Source organism: Gimesia benthica, assembly GCF_009720525.1.
Taxonomy (GTDB): domain Bacteria; phylum Planctomycetota; class Planctomycetia; order Planctomycetales; family Planctomycetaceae; genus Gimesia; species Gimesia benthica.
On sequence record NZ_CP043930.1, the window covers coordinates 5,505,294 to 5,525,000 of the forward strand.

The following is a 19,707-nucleotide window of genomic DNA, read 5'->3' on the forward strand; positions in this document are numbered from 1 at the left end:
GTTGCAGCGAAGCTTACGGTTTCACCTCTACCTCTTTGCCCAGTTGTGTCTGCTTCACATTGGCTACACCCTGTTCGGTGATGAGCAGGTCTTCTACGCGGTTGTCGTTCAGTTTGCAATCGATGACTTCGACCTGGCTGGTCCCGTTGACGGACAGTCCACAGCGACCGTTGCCGGTGCAGGTGACTTTATCCAGTACGATCTCTTTGCAGCGATCATGGACATTGATGCCATCCACGCGGAAATTTTCAAACGTCACGTCTGAAATCTGTACTCCCGAAACATCGATCAGCGAGAGTCCGACTGATTTCCCGGCCAGTGAGAAGGACTCCATCCAGGGCTGCTGGTTTTTCTGTTCGCGATAGAAGATGGATCCATGGTGCACCGCCCATTTTCCTGCAGGAATTTCGGAGAGCTGCAGGGCTTCGCCCGAGGCGGGTTTAAATTCAGGTACGGGTTTCCCGTCCAGGTACAGGTTAAAATAACCTTTGCGAAAGGGAGTGACTTTCCAGAGTCCGTCGTCCAGCTTGCGCCAGCCATTTTGAGGGACCGGAATCGCACCGCTGATGGTGGCACCATTCCCGAGGATCGTGAATTTTTCCTTACCCAGCCCGCTGTGCCGTTTGCCGGAGAGCGTCAGTGTTTCCTGGTAAGGTTGATCATTATTGATCAGAATGATCTTGTCTCCGGGTTGTGCATACTCCAGGGCCCGCTGAATCGTTTTGACAGGGCCATTCTTGCCATTGTTCGTTTTGGGGGCGATACCGTTGAAGGAATTATTGCCCGCGCGATTGTCGACGTAGATCACGCCGCATTCTGCTGTGATTTGCGAGCCAGACAGGATCAACAGCAGGCACAGGCACCGGATCTGAAATCGGATACTTCGGCTGGCATTTGGCATTGCGGGCTCCCTGACTGATTTCTGTCGCCAGATTGAACTGATTAAGCGTTTGGTTGTGTAGTTACAAAATGCAGAAAAAACCCCGGCAACCTGGCCGGGGTTTTTGGAGTGCGAGTTGAAAACGTCGTATTAACGCTGGCTGACCGGAACGTAAGAACGTTCTTCGTAGCCGATGTAGTTCGCCTTGGGGCGGATGATTTTGTTGCCATCCAGCTGTTCCAGAATGTGAGCACACCATCCCGCGATCCGGCTGGATGCGAAGATACAGGTGAAGAGATCGCCGGGGATACCCATATAGTGCTGCAGGCTGGCCGAGTAGAAGTCGACGTTGCAGTTCCGCTTGATTTCCGCGTAGACCTGCTTTTCCATTTCGATCGACATTTCGTACCACTTGGGTTCGCCGGTCTCTTCTCCCAGTCGACGGGACAATTCTTTGAGGTGCTTGGCACGCGGGTCTTCCACCTGGTAAACCGCGTGGCCAAAGCCCATGAATTTGCCTTTGTTTTCCCGAACATTTTTGATGTAGGGAGTGATGTTCTCGATGGAACCGATTTCGAACAGGGTCTTGAGAACTTCGGTGTTGGCACCACCGTGCAGTTTCCCTTTCAGGGCACCGATGGCTCCGGTGATTGCAGAGTAAATATCGGGCAGTGTGGCGATGATCACCCGGCTGGTGAACGTACTGGCGTTCAAGCCGTGTTCTGCGTGCAGGGTGAGAATCAGGTCCATGGCACGAGTAGCGTCTTCGCTCGGCTTTTCACCGTTGAGCATGTACATGAAGTTGCCTGCGTGGCACAGACTGGAATCGGGTTCCACAGGCTCCAGACCTTTGCGAATCCGATGGATGGCGGCAACCATTGTGGGGATTTGAGAGATCAGTTTGATCGAGATCTCCAGCCGCTTTTCGTAAGACTCTTCTTCAGCGTCCGGATCGTAAACACCAGCCAGAGAGGTCAGTGACCGCAGCAGCGCCATTGGAGGTGCTGACTCCGGCAAGTTCTTCAGGGTGTCGATCAGTTCTGCGGGGATGCTGCGGTGTTTCTTCAACTCGTTCTGGTAGTCTGCCAGTTGAGATTCATTAGGAAGTTCGCCATTCAGCAGCAGGAATGAAACTTCCTCGAAGGTTGCGTTTTCCGCCAGGTCATCGATGTTGTAACCACGATACAGCAGCTTCCCTTCAGTACCGTTGACTAAACAGATGGAACTGTCGGCTGCAATGATTCCTTTGAGACCCTTGACAGCTTCGCTTGATGTTTTCTCTGTGTCTGCACTCATTTGAACTGATTTCACTTTCTCATCTACAGCCAATAAATTTACAGTAAAGGGTAGCTATCACGTAAACGAAGGCTCTGGTCCGGCGGATACCCGCCTCAATTGTTTTTAAACAATGTATTGAAAACGCCTCGACAACCAGTATATCAAGCCCGGGTATAAGTTCAATCAAGACCAATTGTTTCCCAGAGGACATCTCCAGAACTGTCGAGCCGGTTTCAGAACAACTGTCAAAGCTGGAAGATCCCCTAAATGTTCAGCAGAGGATCTAAATCGGGGGATTGACTATTTGGGGTGTGGTGTGAAAATAACAGTATGCGAGGGAACGTCTTGGGGAAGCTGTCTCGGTGTGGAGCCCTTAAATTGCTGCACAATTGAGATTTAAATCCCATGAACATGCCTGTGGACGGAGGTGGGTCTGGCTCTGCGAGTGCAGGCAGGATTTAATCGTAAGTTATTGACAGGTAAAGCTTGAGAGGTTTTTTACAAATTTTTAATTCGTGATGGGGATTTCCGTAGACGTTACAGAAAGTTGTGGTAGTATGGGGCTATATGAGCTGGAGGCTTATTGGCTTTTTCAGGTTCTCGGGAGTTGTAAGGATGCCTTGGGAGAGAACCCTCTTGAAGAATGATGTTGGCGAACCGGATGCTCCGACTAAGAGCACGAGTGCGTATTTGAGCAATGCCAGCGGCAGTTTGTTCTACGCGACGCCCAATCTACCTCAAAAGACCAGGTTCTGCTTTGAGCCTTTCTCCGCGCAGTCGATGTTACTGAAGGACTATTTCGCCGGGTTCAGAGAACGTCTTCAGGTTTTGATGAGTTTTATGATTATTTCGCTGTCTGACTCTATAGGAACCAGGCAGGTATGAGTAGAGTGGCATTAGAACATGTCCGCTCGATTAATACAGATATAACAACAGGAAAAAGGATGTCAGATGGTCAGCTTTGACGCTTCAGATCAGACTTACCTTTTATTCTCATAAACAAAAACGCCGTGGTTACGCACGGACGTGTGACCGACAGAATTTTGCAAATAAATATTAAAGGGAGTGACCCGTGCACCGTTTCGATGCCAATCTGAATTCATTATTTCAGGAAGCGGAAGAACAAGGTTTTCTAACATTTCAGCAGGTTCACACGTTCCTGCCTGATGAAGGTGGCGATCCGTCTCTGATCGAGTACATCGTTGTCGGTCTGGAAGAGCGTGCCCTGGATCTGATTGATGATCCGAATGCAGATATCGATGAGGAAGAAGTATCTGCGATGGATACATCTGCAGATACGGACCCGGAAGCTTCGTCAAATTCAGACGATGATGACGATTCCAATTCGTCAATGGTGGAGGCTGAAACTTCACTCTCTTCACGCGATCCCATTCGCATGTACCTCAGCCAGATGGGTAACATTCCCCTGTTGAGTCGTTCGCGTGAAATCTTTCTGGCAAAGAAAATCGAGATTACGCGCAAGCGGTTCCGCCGCACTGTGCTCGAATCTGACTTTGCACTGAAGATTGCCATCGATACTCTGGAGAAAGTTTACGCAGGTGAACTGCCCTTCGAACGCACACTGCGAACTTCTGATACTGAGGATGCCACCAAAGATCAGATCATGGGCCGGATGCCATTTAATATCGCCACTTTGCAGGCGTTAATGGAGAAAAATCGGGACGATTTTGAAAAACTCGAATCGGGTGAAGCCGGCAAGGTCGAACAACGCGAGATTCGCAAACGCATGAGAATTCGTCGTCAGAAAATGGCGACGCTTTGTGAAGAGCTCTGTCTGCGAACTCAGCGTCTGCAGCCCGTCCTGAAACGCATTCACCAGATTGCCGGTCGGATGCGTGAAGTACAGGAACAGCTGGAAGACTTTCGGCAGTTGCGTCACAAGACAACGGACACACGCCTGCTGGAACGCGAACTGGCAGAACTGACAACCATGGTTGTTGAATCGGCCGATGACTTTCAGAGTCGTTCACGTGAAATCAAACGTCGCTTTGATGACTGGACGGAAGCCAAACAGCAGCTTTCCGGCGGTAACCTGCGGCTGGTTGTTTCGATCGCCAAGAAATATCGTAACCGTGGCCTGAGCTTCCTCGACCTGATCCAGGAAGGAAATGCCGGCCTGATGCGGGGCGTTGAGAAATACGAATACCGCCGTGGTTACAAGTTCTCAACTTACGCTACCTGGTGGATTCGTCAGGCAATTACCCGTGCGGTTGCCGACCATGCCCGGACGATTCGTATTCCCGTCCACATGTTCCAGAGCATCTCGACCCTCAAAGCCCGCAGCGAACAGATTCGCCAGGAAACCGGTCGCGAACCGACCATGGAAGAACTGGCTGATTCCGTCGGACTGGGTGTGGAAGAGACTGAGCGGATCATGAAGACCTGGAAGCATCCGATCAGCCTGGATACACCCGTCGGAGAAAGCGAAGACAGCAGCTTCGGCGATTTCCTGGAAGACGGACACGAATCTTCGCCCGCCGACGCCGCGATGCGGGAAATGCTCAAAGACAAAATCGAGCACGTGCTCAAAAGTCTGACCTATCGCGAACGGGAAATCATTCGTCTGCGATATGGTCTGGGTGACGGCTACAGCTACACCCTCGAAGAAACCGGTCGTATCTTCAAGGTGACCCGCGAACGTATCCGTCAGATCGAATCCAAGGCCCTGCGGAAACTGCAGCACCAGACGCGAAGTGCGCACCTGCGTGGGTTCGTGGATGCCATCTTCCCCAATAAGGAAGATGAGGAAAATCAGACAGAAGAGGGTGTTCAGTCAGAACAGGAATCCTCCAGCATGGTCGGAGCACTGGAATAAACCAGCTCTGATCTGAAATTGATACTCCTTAGATTCAAGGCGGTTTGTTGTTTTCACGAACAACAGGCCGCCTTTGGCTTTTCTATTGGCGGCAATTCGAATAGTTTATACGCTGTATTAAGACGCGATTTACAGTAGCAGATTGAATATCCCCGTCACTTCAATCTATCTGGATTTTTAAAAATTTACGGAGTATCACAGCATGGGGCTTTTTGAAGGTAAAAAAGGTCTTGTATTTGGCATTGCAAATGACCATTCCATCGCCTGGGCGATTACAGAGAAGCTGTATGATGAGGGAGCCGAGATGGCTTTCACACACCTTCCCGATAAAGACCCCGAGCGTCCCCGCATGGAGCGTCGGCTGAGGAAGCTGGTAGAGCCGCGTGGGGCAGAGATCATGATTCCCTGCGATGTGACCAAAGAAGAAGACCTGGACAAGGTGTTCGAAAAGGTTAAGGCTGAGTACGGACAAATTGATTTTCTGCTGCACTCAATCGCCTATGCTCCCATGGACGACCTCAAGGGACCGGTTTACAACGTCAGCCGGGATGGATTCAAGCTCTCGATGGAAATCAGCGTTTACAGCCTGATCACCATCGCCCGTCGTGCTCGCGAAATTCTCAAGCCAGGCGGCAGCATGCTCACGTTGAGCTACCTCGGCGGTGAGAAAGTGATTCCCGGTTACAACGTCATGGGGATCTGCAAGTCCGCACTGGAAAACACGGTGATGTATCTGGCCAACGAACTCGGACCTGAAGGCATTCGCGTGAACAGCCTGAGTGCTGGCCCACTGAAAACACTCAGCTCCTCAGCCGTGGGTGAGTTCGATGTGATGATGAAGCTCTACTCCACCATGTCACCCCTGCGTAAGAACATTACCCCGGATGACGTCGGTAAAGCAGGCATGTACCTGTTGAGCGACCTCTCGAGTGGTGTTTCCGGTGAGAACCACCATGTCGATTCGGGTTACCACATCATGGGTGCTCCGCCAATCGAATTACAGCAGATGGAAGGCTAAGCCTGCTCCCTGCTGGAAATCAGCATAATCCTGTTGAACCACCTGTTGCACAGAATCGTTGCAACAGGTGGTTTTTTCATGCGCGGTGCACTTCGGAGGCGAGGAGTCATTACTTGAGTCGTTTTTATTTCTTCACAGAAGATTTCCCCGTTTTTGATTCTGATTTCCCTACAGGGTGTGTGTGCTGAACAACTCCCTTTTTAGGCGCGATTCCTCTATCGGGAAAAAATCTGCCGGATTGCCCGGTTTTCGTGATCCCTGGACTGATTTTTACGTTCTTTAGTCTGCCAAATCTGATTTATGGTTCATACTGAAAGAACCATACTCGTTGGATTCTCTTTCCAGCGAGGTACGGGAGGATTTCGCACTTCCCTGCTGTCCGGGAGGTGTGAGCTGATTTTATTTCCTTTAAAGCTGAAAGCCCGCCGTGACTGAATTACTGCACGCAGCTCTGAACTGGCCCACCCTGCCGGCAACGGTACTGGTCGCCATCTGCGTGCTGTATTGGCTGTTTGTGATTATCGGGGTGTTGGACTTTGATCTGCTGGATTTTGATCTGGACTTTGAAGTCGGCGGTCATGGCCCGTCCATACTGGATTTTGGCTTCATCGGTTTGAAGTTCCTGAATCTCGGTGAAGTGCCCGTCATGGTCTGGATGAGTATTTTCTCGCTCAGCATGTGGATGCTCTCCATCAACTTCGATGCCGGGGTCGAGATTCAATCCGCGATGGACTATCTCCCGCTGTTCCTGAGAAATCTGGGGATTAGCCTGGTCGTTACCAAGTTGATTACACAGCCTTTCAAGGGATATTTTCAGTTTACTCCTCCTAATCAAATCGAAACATTGTTAGGCAAATCATGTTATGTGACCAGCAGTTCGGTCACTGAGAAGTTCGGTCAGGCCGAACTGGAGACGGAAGGAGCCCCTCTCAAGCTGCATATTCGTTCGGAAGACGAAACAATCCAGAAGGGAGATCTGGTACGTCTGACGGATTATAACCAGGAAACACAGGCCTTTTACGTCGTTAAAATTAACCAGGAGTCCTAAGATCATGTCCATATCGGTACTTCAGTTACCCACAGCCCAACTGCTGGGGGTCGATTTATTCAGTGGGTCCATTTTCACCGCAATTGTGGTGATCGGGATCGGGCTGACTGGTTTTGCGATGGCACTTTCTCGATTCTATCGCAAGGTTGGACCGGAAGAGGCTCTGGTGCGAACCGGGGTCGGTAACCTCAAAGTCGCCAACGGGGAAGGGATCTTTGTAATTCCGATCCTGCACCGTGCCGACCAGATGGACCTCTCGGTCAAGCGGATCGAAATTGCCCGCAAAGGGGAAGCGGGTCTGATCTGCCGGGATAATATCCGGGCCGATATCGAAGTGGCTTTCTTCGTGAGAGTCAACAATACTTCGAATGACATTCGCAACGTGGCTCAATCACTGGGTTGTAAACGTGCTTCCAGCCGGGATGCCCTGATTGAACTGTTTGATGCCAAGTTCTCAGAAGCTTTGAAGACGGTCGGTAAGCATTTTGACTTTGTTGAACTCTACAATGAGCGGGACAAGTTCAAGGAAGAAATCCTCAAAATCATCGGCACCGATCTGAACGGGTACATTCTGGATGACTGTGCGATTGACTTCCTGGAACAGACGCCGCTTGAGAAGCTGAGCCCGACCAACATTCTGGATGCGGAAGGGATCAAGAAGATCACCGACCTCACCGCCCGCGAGCACGTGCTGTCGAACAATATTACGCGGGAAAAAGAAAAGACGATCAAGAAGCAGGACGTGGAAGCCCAGGAAACGATTCTGGAACTGGAACGTCAGCGGGTTGAAGCGGTTGAGAAACAGAAGCGGGAAATCGCATCGTTGACGGCTCGTGAAGAAGCTGAAGCACGTCAGGTAGAACATCAAGAACGTCTGAAAGCGGAATCCGCACGGATTCGCACCGACGAAGAACTGTCGATCGCCGAAGAAAACAAACTCCGCCAGATCATTGTGGCTCAGAAGAATAAAGAACGGACCGATGCGGTTGAGACCGAACGGGTTGAAAAAGATCGCTTGCTGGAAGTCACGGAACGTGAACGGGTTGTCGGCATCGCTGATATCGAGAAAGATAAAGCGATTGAAGTCGAAAAACGGAACATTCAGGAAGTGATCCGCGAGCGGGTGATTGTCGAACGAGCCGTGGTCGAAGAAGAAGAACGCATCAAAGATACGCACGAATTCGCGACTGCAGACCGTTTGAAACAGGTCACCGTGACCAAAGCGGAAATGGAAGCACAGGAAAACCTGGTCAAGGAAGTCAAAGCAGCCGAAGCACAGAAGTCGTCTGCCGAACTGCTGGCCGAAAAAATGGTCATCGAAGCCGAAGCCGAAAAGACGGCAACCGAAAAGAAATCGGATGCGATCAAAGTCATGGCGGAAGCCAAAACGGCCGACGGTGCCGCAGAAGGTCTGGCCGATGCCCAGGTCATGATTGCCAAGGCAACCGCCACCGAGAAGACCGGTCAGGCCGAAGCCAACGTGATGATGGCCAAAGCCGAAGCGACCGAGAAGACCGGAACCGCAGAAGCCAACGTGATGAAGCTGAAGTTCAGTTCGGAAGCCAATGGTATCGAAGAGAAAGCCAATGCGATGAAGCTCTTCGACGAAGTGGGCCGCGATCACGAAGAATTCAAGATCAAACTCAACAAGGAGAAAGATATCGAACTGGCAGCGATTTCGGCTCAGCAGGAGATCGCCGAGGCTCAGGCCGGTATTGTCGGCGAGGCACTCAAATCGGCCCGGATCGACATTGTGGGTGGCGAAACCACCTTCTTCGATAAGATTGTGGACTCGATCAAGAGTGGTAAATCCATCGATCGTTTCGTGCACAACAGTGAAACCCTGACGGATATCAAGAATACGTTCTTCAACGGAAATCCGGACTACTTTGAAGACCAGCTCCAGACCTTTATCTCCCGGTTTGGCATGTCCTTCGAAGATGCCAAGAACCTGTCGATTGCCGCTTTGATCTCACAGCTGCTCGTTCAGGCCGAGAGCGATGAAGACCGTTCGACCCTGAACCGCCTGCTGGCAACCGTCAAAAATCTCGGAATCTCCGACCAGAAAGTGTCCTCCTTTATGAAAGCCAAGGTGCAATCGTAAAATAGAGCTGCAAGTCACGCTCTAGCTGGACGGATAAGAGGTCTGGTCTGCTCTCCTGTGCCCGGTTGAACCGGCCGTGAGAGCAGACAGTTACCTCAGGCGGATGCTTCACTCAATCAACTGAAACAGTGAGCCACGGGATTCACGAACAAATGGCGGATTCAGAAAATCATACACCCGAGACTGCAGCTGACAATGCGGACGCCATTGCGCTGGAGAGCAGTACGTATGAAATCATTCAGAACCGTCTGCAGAGTCGTGGTAAGGAGCTGCAGTCCCGCCTGTCGCAACTGAATGAACGTCGCAAGGAAGTCTTTGGTTCGATTGAGACCCGGTTACTGGGCAGCGATCGGATTACGACCGAGCACAACTGCGTGCCCCGCGATATGCTGGCGGTCGGGAACCGGTTTCTGTTTGGCTACAACGTACGTTTCGGGCTGAAAACAGAAATCCAGCTGAGTGATGTGTTTTCAGTCTACGAATTCAAAGACGGAACTTATCACAACCTCCCCCTGGATCTGATTCAGGACCCGGCGTTCGAAAAAGATTTCAAGGACATCTACCGCTACTATAAGAATGCGACCTTTGCCAAGTTTTTTGTCAAAGGACCTTTTTTATACATGCTGTTCAAAGTGGGGCAGGGAGCCCGCGATTTTAAAACATTTAAATGGGCCTTCCAGGAAGATCAACTGGTCTATGTGGATAACCGCAGCGATCACGAAGTCGAGTATCCACCCCAGCAGGAATTCGAGTGGGTGCGGACACACCGCGACCTGCATTATTCGGGCGTGCATCCGCACATCTCGATTGATGACCGTCTGTTTGTGGAGACGATTGGCGGCGACCTGACCATCAAGATCGAGAATAACACCGATACCGGTGCGGGCATTTACGCGGAGCCCGTGGATGACCCGGATCAGACGCTCGATGATGCCGAGATTTTCTATGCACTGATCGGCTCACTGATTCTGCTCAAGATTCGTCCTTATAAAGAATCGAATTTCCGTTATTTCATCTACAATGAAAAGCTGCAGCAGGCCCGGCGGCTGGATTCGATCAAGGATGCCTGTATTCTGCTGCCCGATGATCATGGTCTGGTGTTTTCCAACGGCTATTATCTCCAGAACGGAGATTCGAAGACGTTTGAAACCGACCTGCAGGACATGCTCTACCAGGAACGGATCGCGGCACCGAACGGGGAAGACTTCCTCTACGTCTTCTATCAGCCCGAACAGGGCGTGCACGTGCTTCTGCAGTACAATGTGATCGAACAGAAACTTGATACCCCGATGATCTGTCATGGGTTTACACTGTTCGAAGGGGGCGAGCTGATCTGTTTCTCGGGGCAGGGAGAGCCACAAAAACATCACACGATTCAGCTTTGGAAAACGCCTTACGTCAGCGAATCTTTTGAAGTTCCCCACAAGACCGATTCCTATCTCAATAAAATCGGCAATAAGGACATTGTCCGCGGGATGGCAGAGTGCCATGAACTCCTGGGACTGATTTACCGCAGAGACGCTTACGAAAATCTGTATGTCGATCTGGTGAAACAGTCAACGGATGTGCTGGATTCCTATTTCTGGATCAATCATCAGGACACGTATGCCCTGGGTGAAGTGGTCCTGGAGATCAAGAAAGCTGCGGAAGCTGCGGTCACCGAGTATGAAAAGGTTCTGCAGCTCAGGCAGAATACCAGGAAGAAGACAGCCGAAGTCGAAACGCAGACCCGCGAAACCCTGGTCGCCATCGATCATCGCCGGTTCGATCAGATCGATGATTTCGTCCAGAGCCTCGCCAGCCTGAGAAGTCTGCGGGGGGATGTCATCTCCCTACGAGATTTGCGGTATGTGGATGTGACACTGGTCGAACAGCTGGAAGCCAAAGTCAGCGAACGGACCGAAAAACTGGCCGGACGCTGTGTCGAATTTCTGCTGCGGAAAGATGCCCTCAAACCGTACGCAGACCGGATCTCTGCTGCGTCTGAGAAGATCAAAACAGTCGAGAAAGTCGCTGACGCGCGGAAGGTGGAAGAAGAGATTGAAGCCAGTTCCGGTGAACTGGAGATGCTGATCGATATTGTCAGTAATCTGAAAGTGGAAGATACCACGCAGCGGACGGCGATCATCGACAATATCTCCGCCAATTTCTCTCGCATCAATCAGAGTCGGGCGGCGTTGAAGAATCGCATCAAGGATCTGATGTCGGTCGAAGGCGTCGCTGAGTTCAATGCCCAGATCAAACTGCTGAACCAGGGAGTCGTTAACTACCTGGATGTCAGTGATTCTCCCGAGAAGTGTGATGACTTCCTGACGAAACTGATGATTCAGGTTGAAGAGCTGGAAGGCCGGTTCGCTGAATTTGATGAGTTCGTCGAGCAGTTGACGGAGAAGCGGGAAGAAATCTACGCGGCGTTTGAATCGCGCAAACTGGCGATTGTGGAAAGCCGAAATAAACGGGCCAATTCGCTGGCCAAATCGGCCGAACGGATTCTGACCGGCATTCGCAGTCGGGCCGAGCAGCTCGAATCGATCAACGAGATCAACGGTTATTTTGCCTCGGATCTGATGATCGACAAAGTGCGCGATATCGTACGGCAACTGGGTGAGCTGGAAGACACCGTCAAGGTGGACGACATCCAGAGCCGATTGAAAAGTATTCGCGAAGACGCCGTCCGCCAGTTGAAAGACAAGCAGGAACTGTTCGTTGATGGCGAAAATATCATCCGGCTGGGCAATCGGAATTTTACCGTCAATCGCCAGGCCCTGGACCTGACCACAGTGATGCGGGACGATGTGCTGCAACTGCATCTGACGGGAACCAATTTCTTTTCTGAAATTGAAGATGAACGGCTGCTGGCGACCCGCGATGTCTGGAACCAGGAACTGGTCTCCGAAAACAGGGACGTCTATCGCGTCGAATACCTGGCCTATACACTGTTGAATTCACTCGATTCCGATCCGGAAACATCGCTGGAATCGGTGCTGAAACTGACCGATGAAGAACTGCTGGCGTTCATTCAGAAATTCATGGGCCCTCGCTACAGCGAAGGCTATGTGAAGGGTGTGCACGATCAGGACGCGCTGCTGCTCGTGAAGTCGTTGCTCAAGATTAAGCCGGCCCTGGGCCTGTTGCGATACCAGCCTGCGGCCCGATCCCTGTCTAATCTCTATTGGAATTACTTCTGTGCCCCGGAGCTGAAAACGCTGTTTGAATCGCAGCTCTCTGGTTTCGGTCGCATTATGCAAGTCTTCCCACAGACCGGAAAACAGCAGTACTATATCAGCGAACTTCAACAACAGCTGACTGAATTCGTACAACGGCTGCATTGTTTCGAACCGGCGCTGGTTCCCGAATCTGCAGAGTACCTGTTCCAGGAACTCGTGCACGGCAATCAATTCGTGGTCAGTCAGCGGGCGGGAGAGCTGTTCCAGGAATTTGAGAAGTATTTAAAACACAATAACGCTCTGGAACGATTCCAGGAGAGTCTCGAAGCGACTCATGCCAATCCGTTGAACTGGTTTCTGCTGGCCCGGGACTGGGTGGGCGCTTACCTGGATCATCTGAATTCCGATGAAGACAGAGATTACCGGGATGAAATTGCCTTGCTGCTGCTGGCGGGCAAACTGGATCGTCAGCGACTGATCGATGCCCGCGTGACCGATCAGATCAGCGGGCTCTCCGGTTCGCATGCCCGGATTCAGCAGGGCGAATATCACCTGCACTATAACCGGTTCATGCAGCGGTTGAATGAATTCCAGCAGGTCAAAGTACCCCGCTTCGAATCCTATGTCACGCTCAAGAAAGAAATCGTCGACGAAGCCCGGCACGCGATGCGACTCGAAGAGTTTCGTCCGCGGGTGTTGACTTCGTTTGTCCGGAACCGTCTCCTGGATGAAGTTTATCTGCCGGTGATTGGCGATAACCTGGCCAAGCAGATGGGGGAAGCGGGCGAGAATAAACGCACCGACCGGATGGGACTGCTGATGCTGGTGTCTCCGCCGGGTTATGGTAAAACCACGTTGATGGAATACATCGCCAATCGCCTGGGGATTATCTTCATGAAGATCAACGGGCCGGCCCTGGGGCACCAGGTGACCTCGCTCGATCCCGCATCCGCACCGAATGCGGGGGCCCGGGAAGAGGTGAAGAAGCTGAACCTGTCGCTGGAAATGGGCGACAACGTGATGATCTACCTGGACGATATTCAGCACTGTAATCCCGAATTCCTGCAGAAGTTCATTTCTCTGTGTGACGCCCAGCGGAAGATCGAAGGGGTCTACGAAGGGGAGACACGGACCTACGATCTGCGGGGGCGCAAAGTGGCGGTCGTCATGGCTGGGAACCCGTATACCGAGAGTGGGGAAAAGTTCCAGATCCCCGACATGCTTTCAAACCGGGCCGACATTTATAACCTGGGTGAAGTGATTGGCGAACACGCGGATGCGTTCGAGATGAGCTACCTGGAAAACTGTATCACCTCGAATCCGGTTTTGAATCCACTCACGTCACGCAGTCAGAAAGACGTTTACACGATTATTCAGATGGCCGAGGATGGAACCGGCGAACGCGGCGACCTGGAAGGCAACTATTCCGTCGAAGAATTGAACGAGATGGTTTCCACGATGAAGAAACTGATTCGGGTTCGCGACGTGATTTTGAGTGTGAACCGTGAATACATCCGTTCTGCGGCCCAGTCGGACGAATACCGGACCGAACCGGCGTTCAAACTGCAGGGGTCCTACCGTAACATGAACCGCATCGCCGAGAAGGTCTTTGCGGTGATGAATGACAGGGAGCTGGAAACGCTGATTGTTTCCAACTACGAAAACGACGCCCAGACCCTGACCTCGGATACCGAAGCCAACCTGCTGAAGTTCAAGGAACTGATGGGCATCCTGAAAGAAGCCGAGCTGCAGCGCTGGAACGACATCAAAAAGTCATTCCGCAAGAATCAGCAGTTAAAGAGTGTGGGCGGTGAAGATCGCATGGCACAGGCTATTCTACAGTTGGCAAATGTGGGCGAAGGACTGCAGGATATTCGCGAAGCCATGAACGCCGGCATCGGCAGACTGACAGAAGAGAAAACAGAGGCTAACCTGGATCAATATGCCCGCGAATTCGCGGAGCGGTTCCAGAATCTTTCTGAGAGCCTGCACGCGATCCAGGCAGCTCTGAGCTCGGGGACGAAAGATGTGACGACACTGTTTGAGAAGTCGTTGCAGACTCGTGAAACACAGCAGGCGGCTGCTGAGAAACCGGCTGTGGAACCCGACGACCGGATTACCGTGGTCAATAAGATTCCCCGCTCATTGTTGAATGTGCTGGAAACGCAGTTCGATCTGATGCAGGGCTGGATGCAGCCTCTGCTCAATTCTTCGCAGGCCAACCAGGCCGAGTTTCAGGAACTCAAGGATCTGGTGAAACGCTGCATGAAAGATTACAACGCGCTGATTAAACGCGTGGACGACGAGTAACCTGTCTGCTGTTCATGCCAGCTCGTGTAACGGCTCTCCGAAGGGGAGCGTCACAATCGGGCGGCCGGAGTGATCCAGGTAGTGTTTCTCGGTGTTGACGCCCAGGTGCTGGTAGATCGTGGCGAGGACGTCCTGGGGTGTTTTCGGGTTGTCCTTGGGGAAAGCCCCTTTCGAATCGGAAGAGCCGACGACGCGTCCCCCTTTGACGGGGCCTCCGGCAATTGCGGCGCTGAACACATTCGGATAATGGTCGCGACCTGAATTCTTATTGACCCGCGGGGTGCGTCCGAATTCACCCCAGGCGACGACGAGGGTTGACTCCAGCAGTCCCCGTTGATCGAGGTCTTCAATCAGGGCCGAATAAGCCTGGTCCCAGCGGGGGAGGAAACCGTTCTTCATCGAGTCAAAACCTTCAACGTGCGTATCCCACCAGCGGCAGTCGACAGTGACCAGACGCACTCCAGCTTCCACCAGGCGGCGTCCCAGCAGGAGCCGTTGTGAGAAGGCACTCGCACTGCAGCGCCGGGGATCCATCGGATCGTATCGGGCTGTGAAGCCATAGCGGTCGCGGGTACTGTCCCGTTCTGCGTCCAGGTCAAAGGCCTTGCGGGCTTTGTCGGAACTCAGGATGCCGAACGCCTGCTGTTGGAATTCATTGATCGCATCCAGTTGACCGGAGCGGTCCAGGTCGGTGCGGAACTGGTCGAACCCTTTCAGTAAATCCTTGCGGCGGGAAAAACGATTCTGACTCATGCCTTCCAACAGCGAGAAGTTTTGCAGGGTGAAAGGACCTGCGTTAGCCGGGTCGGCCAGGGTTTCGAAGGGTTTGTGTGCGACACCCAGGTAAGCGGAATCAGTGCCCGGTACCTGGCGGGGGATCATGACATAGGGAGGGAGCTCCGGTGTCAGGTGTCCCAGTTGCTCTGAGACCACGGCACCACAACTGGGATGGACGTTGGTGGTGGGATCCGTTCCGGGGGGATAACCGGTAAACAGGATCTGGTCACCGGCGGAATGTCCGGCGTTGGTGTGGTGCAGGCTGCGAATAATCGACCATTTGTCCATGATGCTGGCACAGCGGGGCATCAGGTCGACAATCTCAATGCCGGGGACCGATGTTTTGATAGCACCAAAGGCGCCGCGGTAGTCGGCGGGGGCCAGTGGTTTGGGGTCCCAGGTTTCATGCTGCGAGGGACCACCCCGCATCCAGAGGATGATGACCGAGTTTTCTGTCTTCGCTGCAGGTCCAGCGTGTGCTTCGTGCTCTAAGAGTCCTGCGAGTGTCAATCCGGTCAGCCCGAGTCCGCCGGCTTTGAGAAAATCACGTCGCTGCAGATTCAAAGACTTCCGGAACTCTGAGCAGCCTGTCTGGGATTGGCGAAAACTCATGGACTTCTGACTCCGGTGGGGGGGACATTAAATATCAGCGCATGTTTATGTTATCGGGATGTGTGAGAAGTGCCAAGGGAAAAAGTTTTTTCACAGTGTTTCGAGTGAATTGAATTAAAAAACACTGATTTCGCGGCTTCAGCCAGAGCGTTTACAGCGGTGTTCCAGGAGATGACGTTCAGTGACTCGCGTGCAGTAATCGCTGGGCTGTGACGTAGATGAACAGACCCGGGTCGAGCCGCATGAGGTTGGCGATTTCGTCCAGTTCTTCGTACTCGATATCATCTTTCTTGGTGCCGTTCAGGGCTTCCAGTCCCTCGGCGACTTCATCCAGGGGGAGCCAGCAGGTCTGGAAGAAACGCATGATCTCGAACCGCCAGCCGGCACGATAGTAGCGGTCTCTGAGCCAGTTTGAGGAGAGGGCCGCGAGGACAAAGAAAATAAAGTTGGTTAGTACAATGAGACCAATGTAGAGCAGCGAGGACCAGAAAGAGGAAAACATCCGAAAGATCAGATAAATAATAGAGATGATCGAAGCCAGAAACAGCAGGACATATGTGGTTGATGTCATTTCAGTAATGTTCTGATAGCGACGGCCATAATTTTCGTGAAACAGCTGATCGGCCAGTTTCTGAATTTGCGAGTCTCTCTGCTCACTCTCGCTATATTCCACATAGACTTCCACACGCTCATAGACATCATCGGCGATGAGTTCCCAGAGGATTCGCAGATTGAGCAGCTGTTTGTCCAGCTTGGGGAATTCCGTCAGCAGATCATCTTCGTAGGAGATCAGCAGAAGCTGACATTCGAGGAAGGCCAGGTCGGCTTCGCTTTCGGGAAGCACACTGTAATTTCTGATGGCCCTGTCGATGGTCTCACGGATGGCACTCTCCTGGATAAACGTGTCCCGCTGCTCACGGTACTGACGGAGCAGGTCCAGCAGGTAATACTCGCGTTCCAGCCAGTAAGGCAGTTCATCGTAGTGGGAGTCGACTTCAGCAAAGATCTGGTCGATCCATTTCTGACTGGCTTTCCAGATAGCCGGTTTCAGAATGTGCAGATAGAAGACCAGCAGGTTGTCGACACGATGGTCGCGTAAATTGGCTTCGCAGCTGGAGAGTGTCTTGCGAAAAATCTTGAAAGGGGCGTTGCGGATCAGGCGATCCCAGCCTTTTTCGGTCAGATAATAAAAGCGGTCTGAGTTGACGATGCGAGACGTTTTGAGCAACAGGGATGCGAGTTCCTTGAGTGGAATTTCCTGAGAGAAGTACTGTTTCAGTAATTCGAACAGCCCGGGCTCTTCCTGGTGAACCTTGAGGCCTTCCAGGATCCAGCCTGCAAAATGGCCTTTCGTCTCAGGCAACAGGTCCGCAAAGACCGCCAGGGCGTAATAATCGTAGGGAGATTTTGAGGGCTGCTGTTTCAATTCCGAATACAGCACGTCGATCGGTTCGTCTTTGAGTCGCTCCAGCAGACCTGTTTTCTGGCCTTTATCAGTTGCTTCGCTGGACGAATTGTAGAGCGGATCTGCAGCGGGTGAGCCTGTCAATTCATTCTGAAGCTCGGAATCGGACTGTTCCGTATCACTGGACCAGTCAAACTGCAGGTGTTGTGAACTCGGCAGGGGCTCGCCATAGCGGAGGGCGTCGTTCAGGGATTCAAACGCGGCGCGGATTTTCTGGAATTCCTCCGGGAATTTTTCGGGTTTGAATTTCCGAATAAAGGAATTGTATTTCCGTTTCAGATCCAGGACATCGTAATCCCCCTCCAGGCCGAAAAAATCTTCCGGTCGGTCAGGCAATAATTCCCATTGTGGCTCATCGGGGCCACTCATATCCGGCTCCTCTGTAGGGTTAGGCTCAGCCGAGAAAACTCAACAGCATGCTGAGAAAGTCTGAGGCATAAACGATGATGAATCCCAGGATTAACATCACAATCAGGTAGGTGATTCCATAGACCACCCTGTTGACCGCCCAGAAGAAATTATCCAGCGTCGAAATGCGATTCCGTTTGGCCAGCAGCTGATTGATCCAGACTTTCTCCAGTTCATAAAGTTGGGGAAACTCTTTTTTGATGATCTGAGCCAACTGACGGTATTTTTTGGGCTTGGGGAAGCGGGGGCTCATCAGTCCGCGGCGGGATTCTTCCAGGAATTTCATGCGGAGCGTGACCGCTTTGGCGGGTGGGGCAATGACCAGTTTACAGAACTTGTCATAAAACTCCGGGAAACTACGGGGGTGCGCTTTGAGTTGTTGGAACAGGGGCCTGCATTCTGCAACAGATTTGAGTTTGCTGTGAAAGATCGCCAGTTGGGGAAACGGTCTGGTGTCGATGGCCTTGAGTCGTTGCTGAAGTTTTCGGTCATCGAGTGACCAGAATGAGCTTCTCAGCTTGTCAAGTTGTTCGCTGACCCGCTCTTTCTGCGTCAGGTCTGAATCAGGTTCGTCCGCGAATGGTTGCTTTGAAGTTGCTGGTTTGATCAGGCGCAGCCGCCGGTGCAGAATCTGATCGGCTTCTTCCAGGGGATTCAACAGCAGCATCTCGCGTGCGTATTCGAGCTGATGATCAGCGTCAGGCTGATTCAATTTCGAGTTCCTTTACTGGATGTGCAAGGGGAATCACGAGCGGGCAGGGGCCGACTGTGGAGTTTTGTCTGAGCAGTTCTCTTTACTGAAATACTACCGGCATTCCCTGAAAATGCACACCGGAAATGTGTTTTTATTCAGTGTGTTTTTGTATTCTGAAAAAGGTGCTGAACTGTTCTGCGGCACAGGCATGGAGCCAGACGCATTTCTGCAGTGACGCTTGCCGGGGACAGGAAAGAAATGAGTTTTACATAACAGGTAGCAGATTTTATGGAACGCTTTCTCGTCAATATCTTCCTGGCCATCCTGATCTGGGGATTTGTCGGAGGGATGCTGCTGCGGGCCTACGTGGATAAGGCGAACGGTCTGATCGTAGACGACCCGATTGAGAAACCATCGCGAATGAAAGCATTTGCCATCATGGGCTTTCTCTCGCTGTTCAACATGGCGGGGGTCTTCTTTCTGAATATCATCTGGCATGTGCAGAAATGGGACGTACCCCACGTTGTCGAGCAGGCCATACTCTGCCCGGGAATGATTCTGACTGGTACGTTTCTGTTCGCGCTCGTGTTACCCGCGACGCTGAAGAAAGCGGCGGTCACCTCGACATTCTGTAATCTGGCCTTCCTCGGAGGGGCGGTGCTGATCTATGTGGTCAGGCACCTGCAGACCATGATCCACTGAGCCTCGTCGGTGCGAGGCTCAGGTTTAGATCAGGTCGGTCAGTCTTGAGCTTACTGAATTTTGCCACGACCCTGGATCGGCCAGACAACTTCCAGACGATCGTTACGGAAACCGTAGAAGTTTTCGTGCAGGATTGTGGTGAAGTCGGCGTAACCGGGGATCAACTCGATCTTGTCGCCGATCTTGAGGTCCTGTGATTCGGGACCCAGGTTGACGGCACAGTGTTCTGCACTCAGCGCGGTGACTTCGGCATCCGGCCAGGCTTTGACCAGGGGAAGTTGGAAGTCAGGGTGCATTGTCTTACGACCGCAGTCGAGCACCATGCGTCCCTTTTCCGGGCGACTTACGACGGTCGCCAGGACGCTTAAGGAGTAGTCGAGGCCGGTCAGGCTGCATTTGTTGACGTAC

The 19,707-nt window shown here is 52.2% G+C and carries 12 protein-coding genes (1 of these 12 cut by a window edge); 6 read left to right on the forward strand and 6 right to left on the reverse strand.

The genetic code is table 11. The features are described 5' to 3' along the window. Window positions 1-13 precede the first annotated feature (13 nt). Together F1728_RS21485 and F1728_RS21490 are read right to left on the reverse strand one after the other, a co-directional pair. Window positions 14-901 carry a right-handed parallel beta-helix repeat-containing protein gene (locus F1728_RS21485; protein ID WP_155365791.1) on the reverse strand — a complete coding sequence of 296 codons (888 nt, stop codon included), beginning with the start codon at window positions 899-901 and terminating at the stop codon, window positions 14-16. Window positions 902-1,030: 129 nt separating this feature from the next. Further along, on the reverse strand, window positions 1,031-2,176 hold the full coding sequence (locus F1728_RS21490; protein WP_145189993.1) for a citrate synthase: 1,146 nt from the start codon (window positions 2,174-2,176) through the stop codon (window positions 1,031-1,033). A gap of 1,054 nt (window positions 2,177-3,230) precedes the next feature. On the opposite strand from F1728_RS21490, the gene F1728_RS21495 reads away from it, so the two are divergent. The 5 genes from F1728_RS21495 (at window position 3,231) to F1728_RS21515 (ending at window position 14,641) form a co-directional block, all read left to right on the forward strand. After that, window positions 3,231-4,994, forward strand: a complete 1,764-nt coding sequence (locus F1728_RS21495; RefSeq protein WP_155365792.1) for a sigma-70 family RNA polymerase sigma factor — start codon at window positions 3,231-3,233, stop codon at window positions 4,992-4,994. 202 nt (window positions 4,995-5,196) lie between these two features. Next, entirely contained in the window at window positions 5,197-6,012 is an 816-nt protein-coding gene (locus F1728_RS21500) for an enoyl-ACP reductase FabI (protein WP_145189988.1), read from the forward strand. Between the two features lie 427 nt (window positions 6,013-6,439). Continuing rightward, window positions 6,440-7,060, forward strand: coding sequence for a hypothetical protein (locus F1728_RS21505; RefSeq protein ID WP_155365793.1), 621 nt, complete (start codon window positions 6,440-6,442; stop codon window positions 7,058-7,060). A 4-nt stretch (window positions 7,061-7,064) separates the two neighbouring features. After that, complete coding sequence (locus F1728_RS21510) at window positions 7,065-9,164, forward strand: flotillin family protein (RefSeq protein ID WP_155365794.1); 2,100 nt, start codon at window positions 7,065-7,067, stop codon at window positions 9,162-9,164. Window positions 9,165-9,316: 152 nt separating this feature from the next. Continuing rightward, window positions 9,317-14,641: a DNA repair ATPase gene (locus F1728_RS21515; RefSeq protein ID WP_155365795.1), complete on the forward strand. Its 5,325-nt coding sequence runs from the start codon at window positions 9,317-9,319 to the stop codon at window positions 14,639-14,641. 12 nt (window positions 14,642-14,653) lie between these two features. Here the strand turns inward: F1728_RS21515 and F1728_RS21520 are convergent, their stop codons facing one another. From F1728_RS21520 to F1728_RS21530, 3 genes are all read right to left on the reverse strand, one after another. Then, on the reverse strand, window positions 14,654-16,030 hold the full coding sequence (locus F1728_RS21520; RefSeq protein ID WP_155365796.1) for a DUF1501 domain-containing protein: 1,377 nt from the start codon (window positions 16,028-16,030) through the stop codon (window positions 14,654-14,656). Between the two features lie 178 nt (window positions 16,031-16,208). Then, window positions 16,209-17,864 carry a hypothetical protein gene (locus tag F1728_RS21525; RefSeq protein ID WP_155365797.1) on the reverse strand — a complete coding sequence of 552 codons (1,656 nt, stop codon included), beginning with the start codon at window positions 17,862-17,864 and terminating at the stop codon, window positions 16,209-16,211. A 25-nt stretch (window positions 17,865-17,889) separates the two neighbouring features. After that, complete coding sequence (locus tag F1728_RS21530) at window positions 17,890-18,615, reverse strand: hypothetical protein (protein WP_155365798.1); 726 nt, start codon at window positions 18,613-18,615, stop codon at window positions 17,890-17,892. 270 nt (window positions 18,616-18,885) lie between these two features. Here F1728_RS21530 and F1728_RS21535 point away from each other — a divergent pair, with 270 nt between their 5' ends. After that, window positions 18,886-19,299 (forward strand): hypothetical protein, encoded by a 414-nt coding sequence (locus F1728_RS21535; RefSeq protein WP_155365799.1) that lies wholly within the window; start codon window positions 18,886-18,888, stop codon window positions 19,297-19,299. A gap of 50 nt (window positions 19,300-19,349) precedes the next feature. Here F1728_RS21535 and F1728_RS21540 read toward each other — a convergent pair whose 3' ends face one another. Further along, a protein-coding gene (locus tag F1728_RS21540) for a DSD1 family PLP-dependent enzyme (RefSeq protein ID WP_145189964.1) crosses the window boundary here: on the reverse strand, window positions 19,350-19,707 show its 3' end. Its footprint extends 743 nt past the window's final position; only the last 358 of its 1,101 coding nucleotides appear in the window; its start codon lies off the right edge, out of view — the gene reads right to left on this strand; it ends in the stop codon at window positions 19,350-19,352.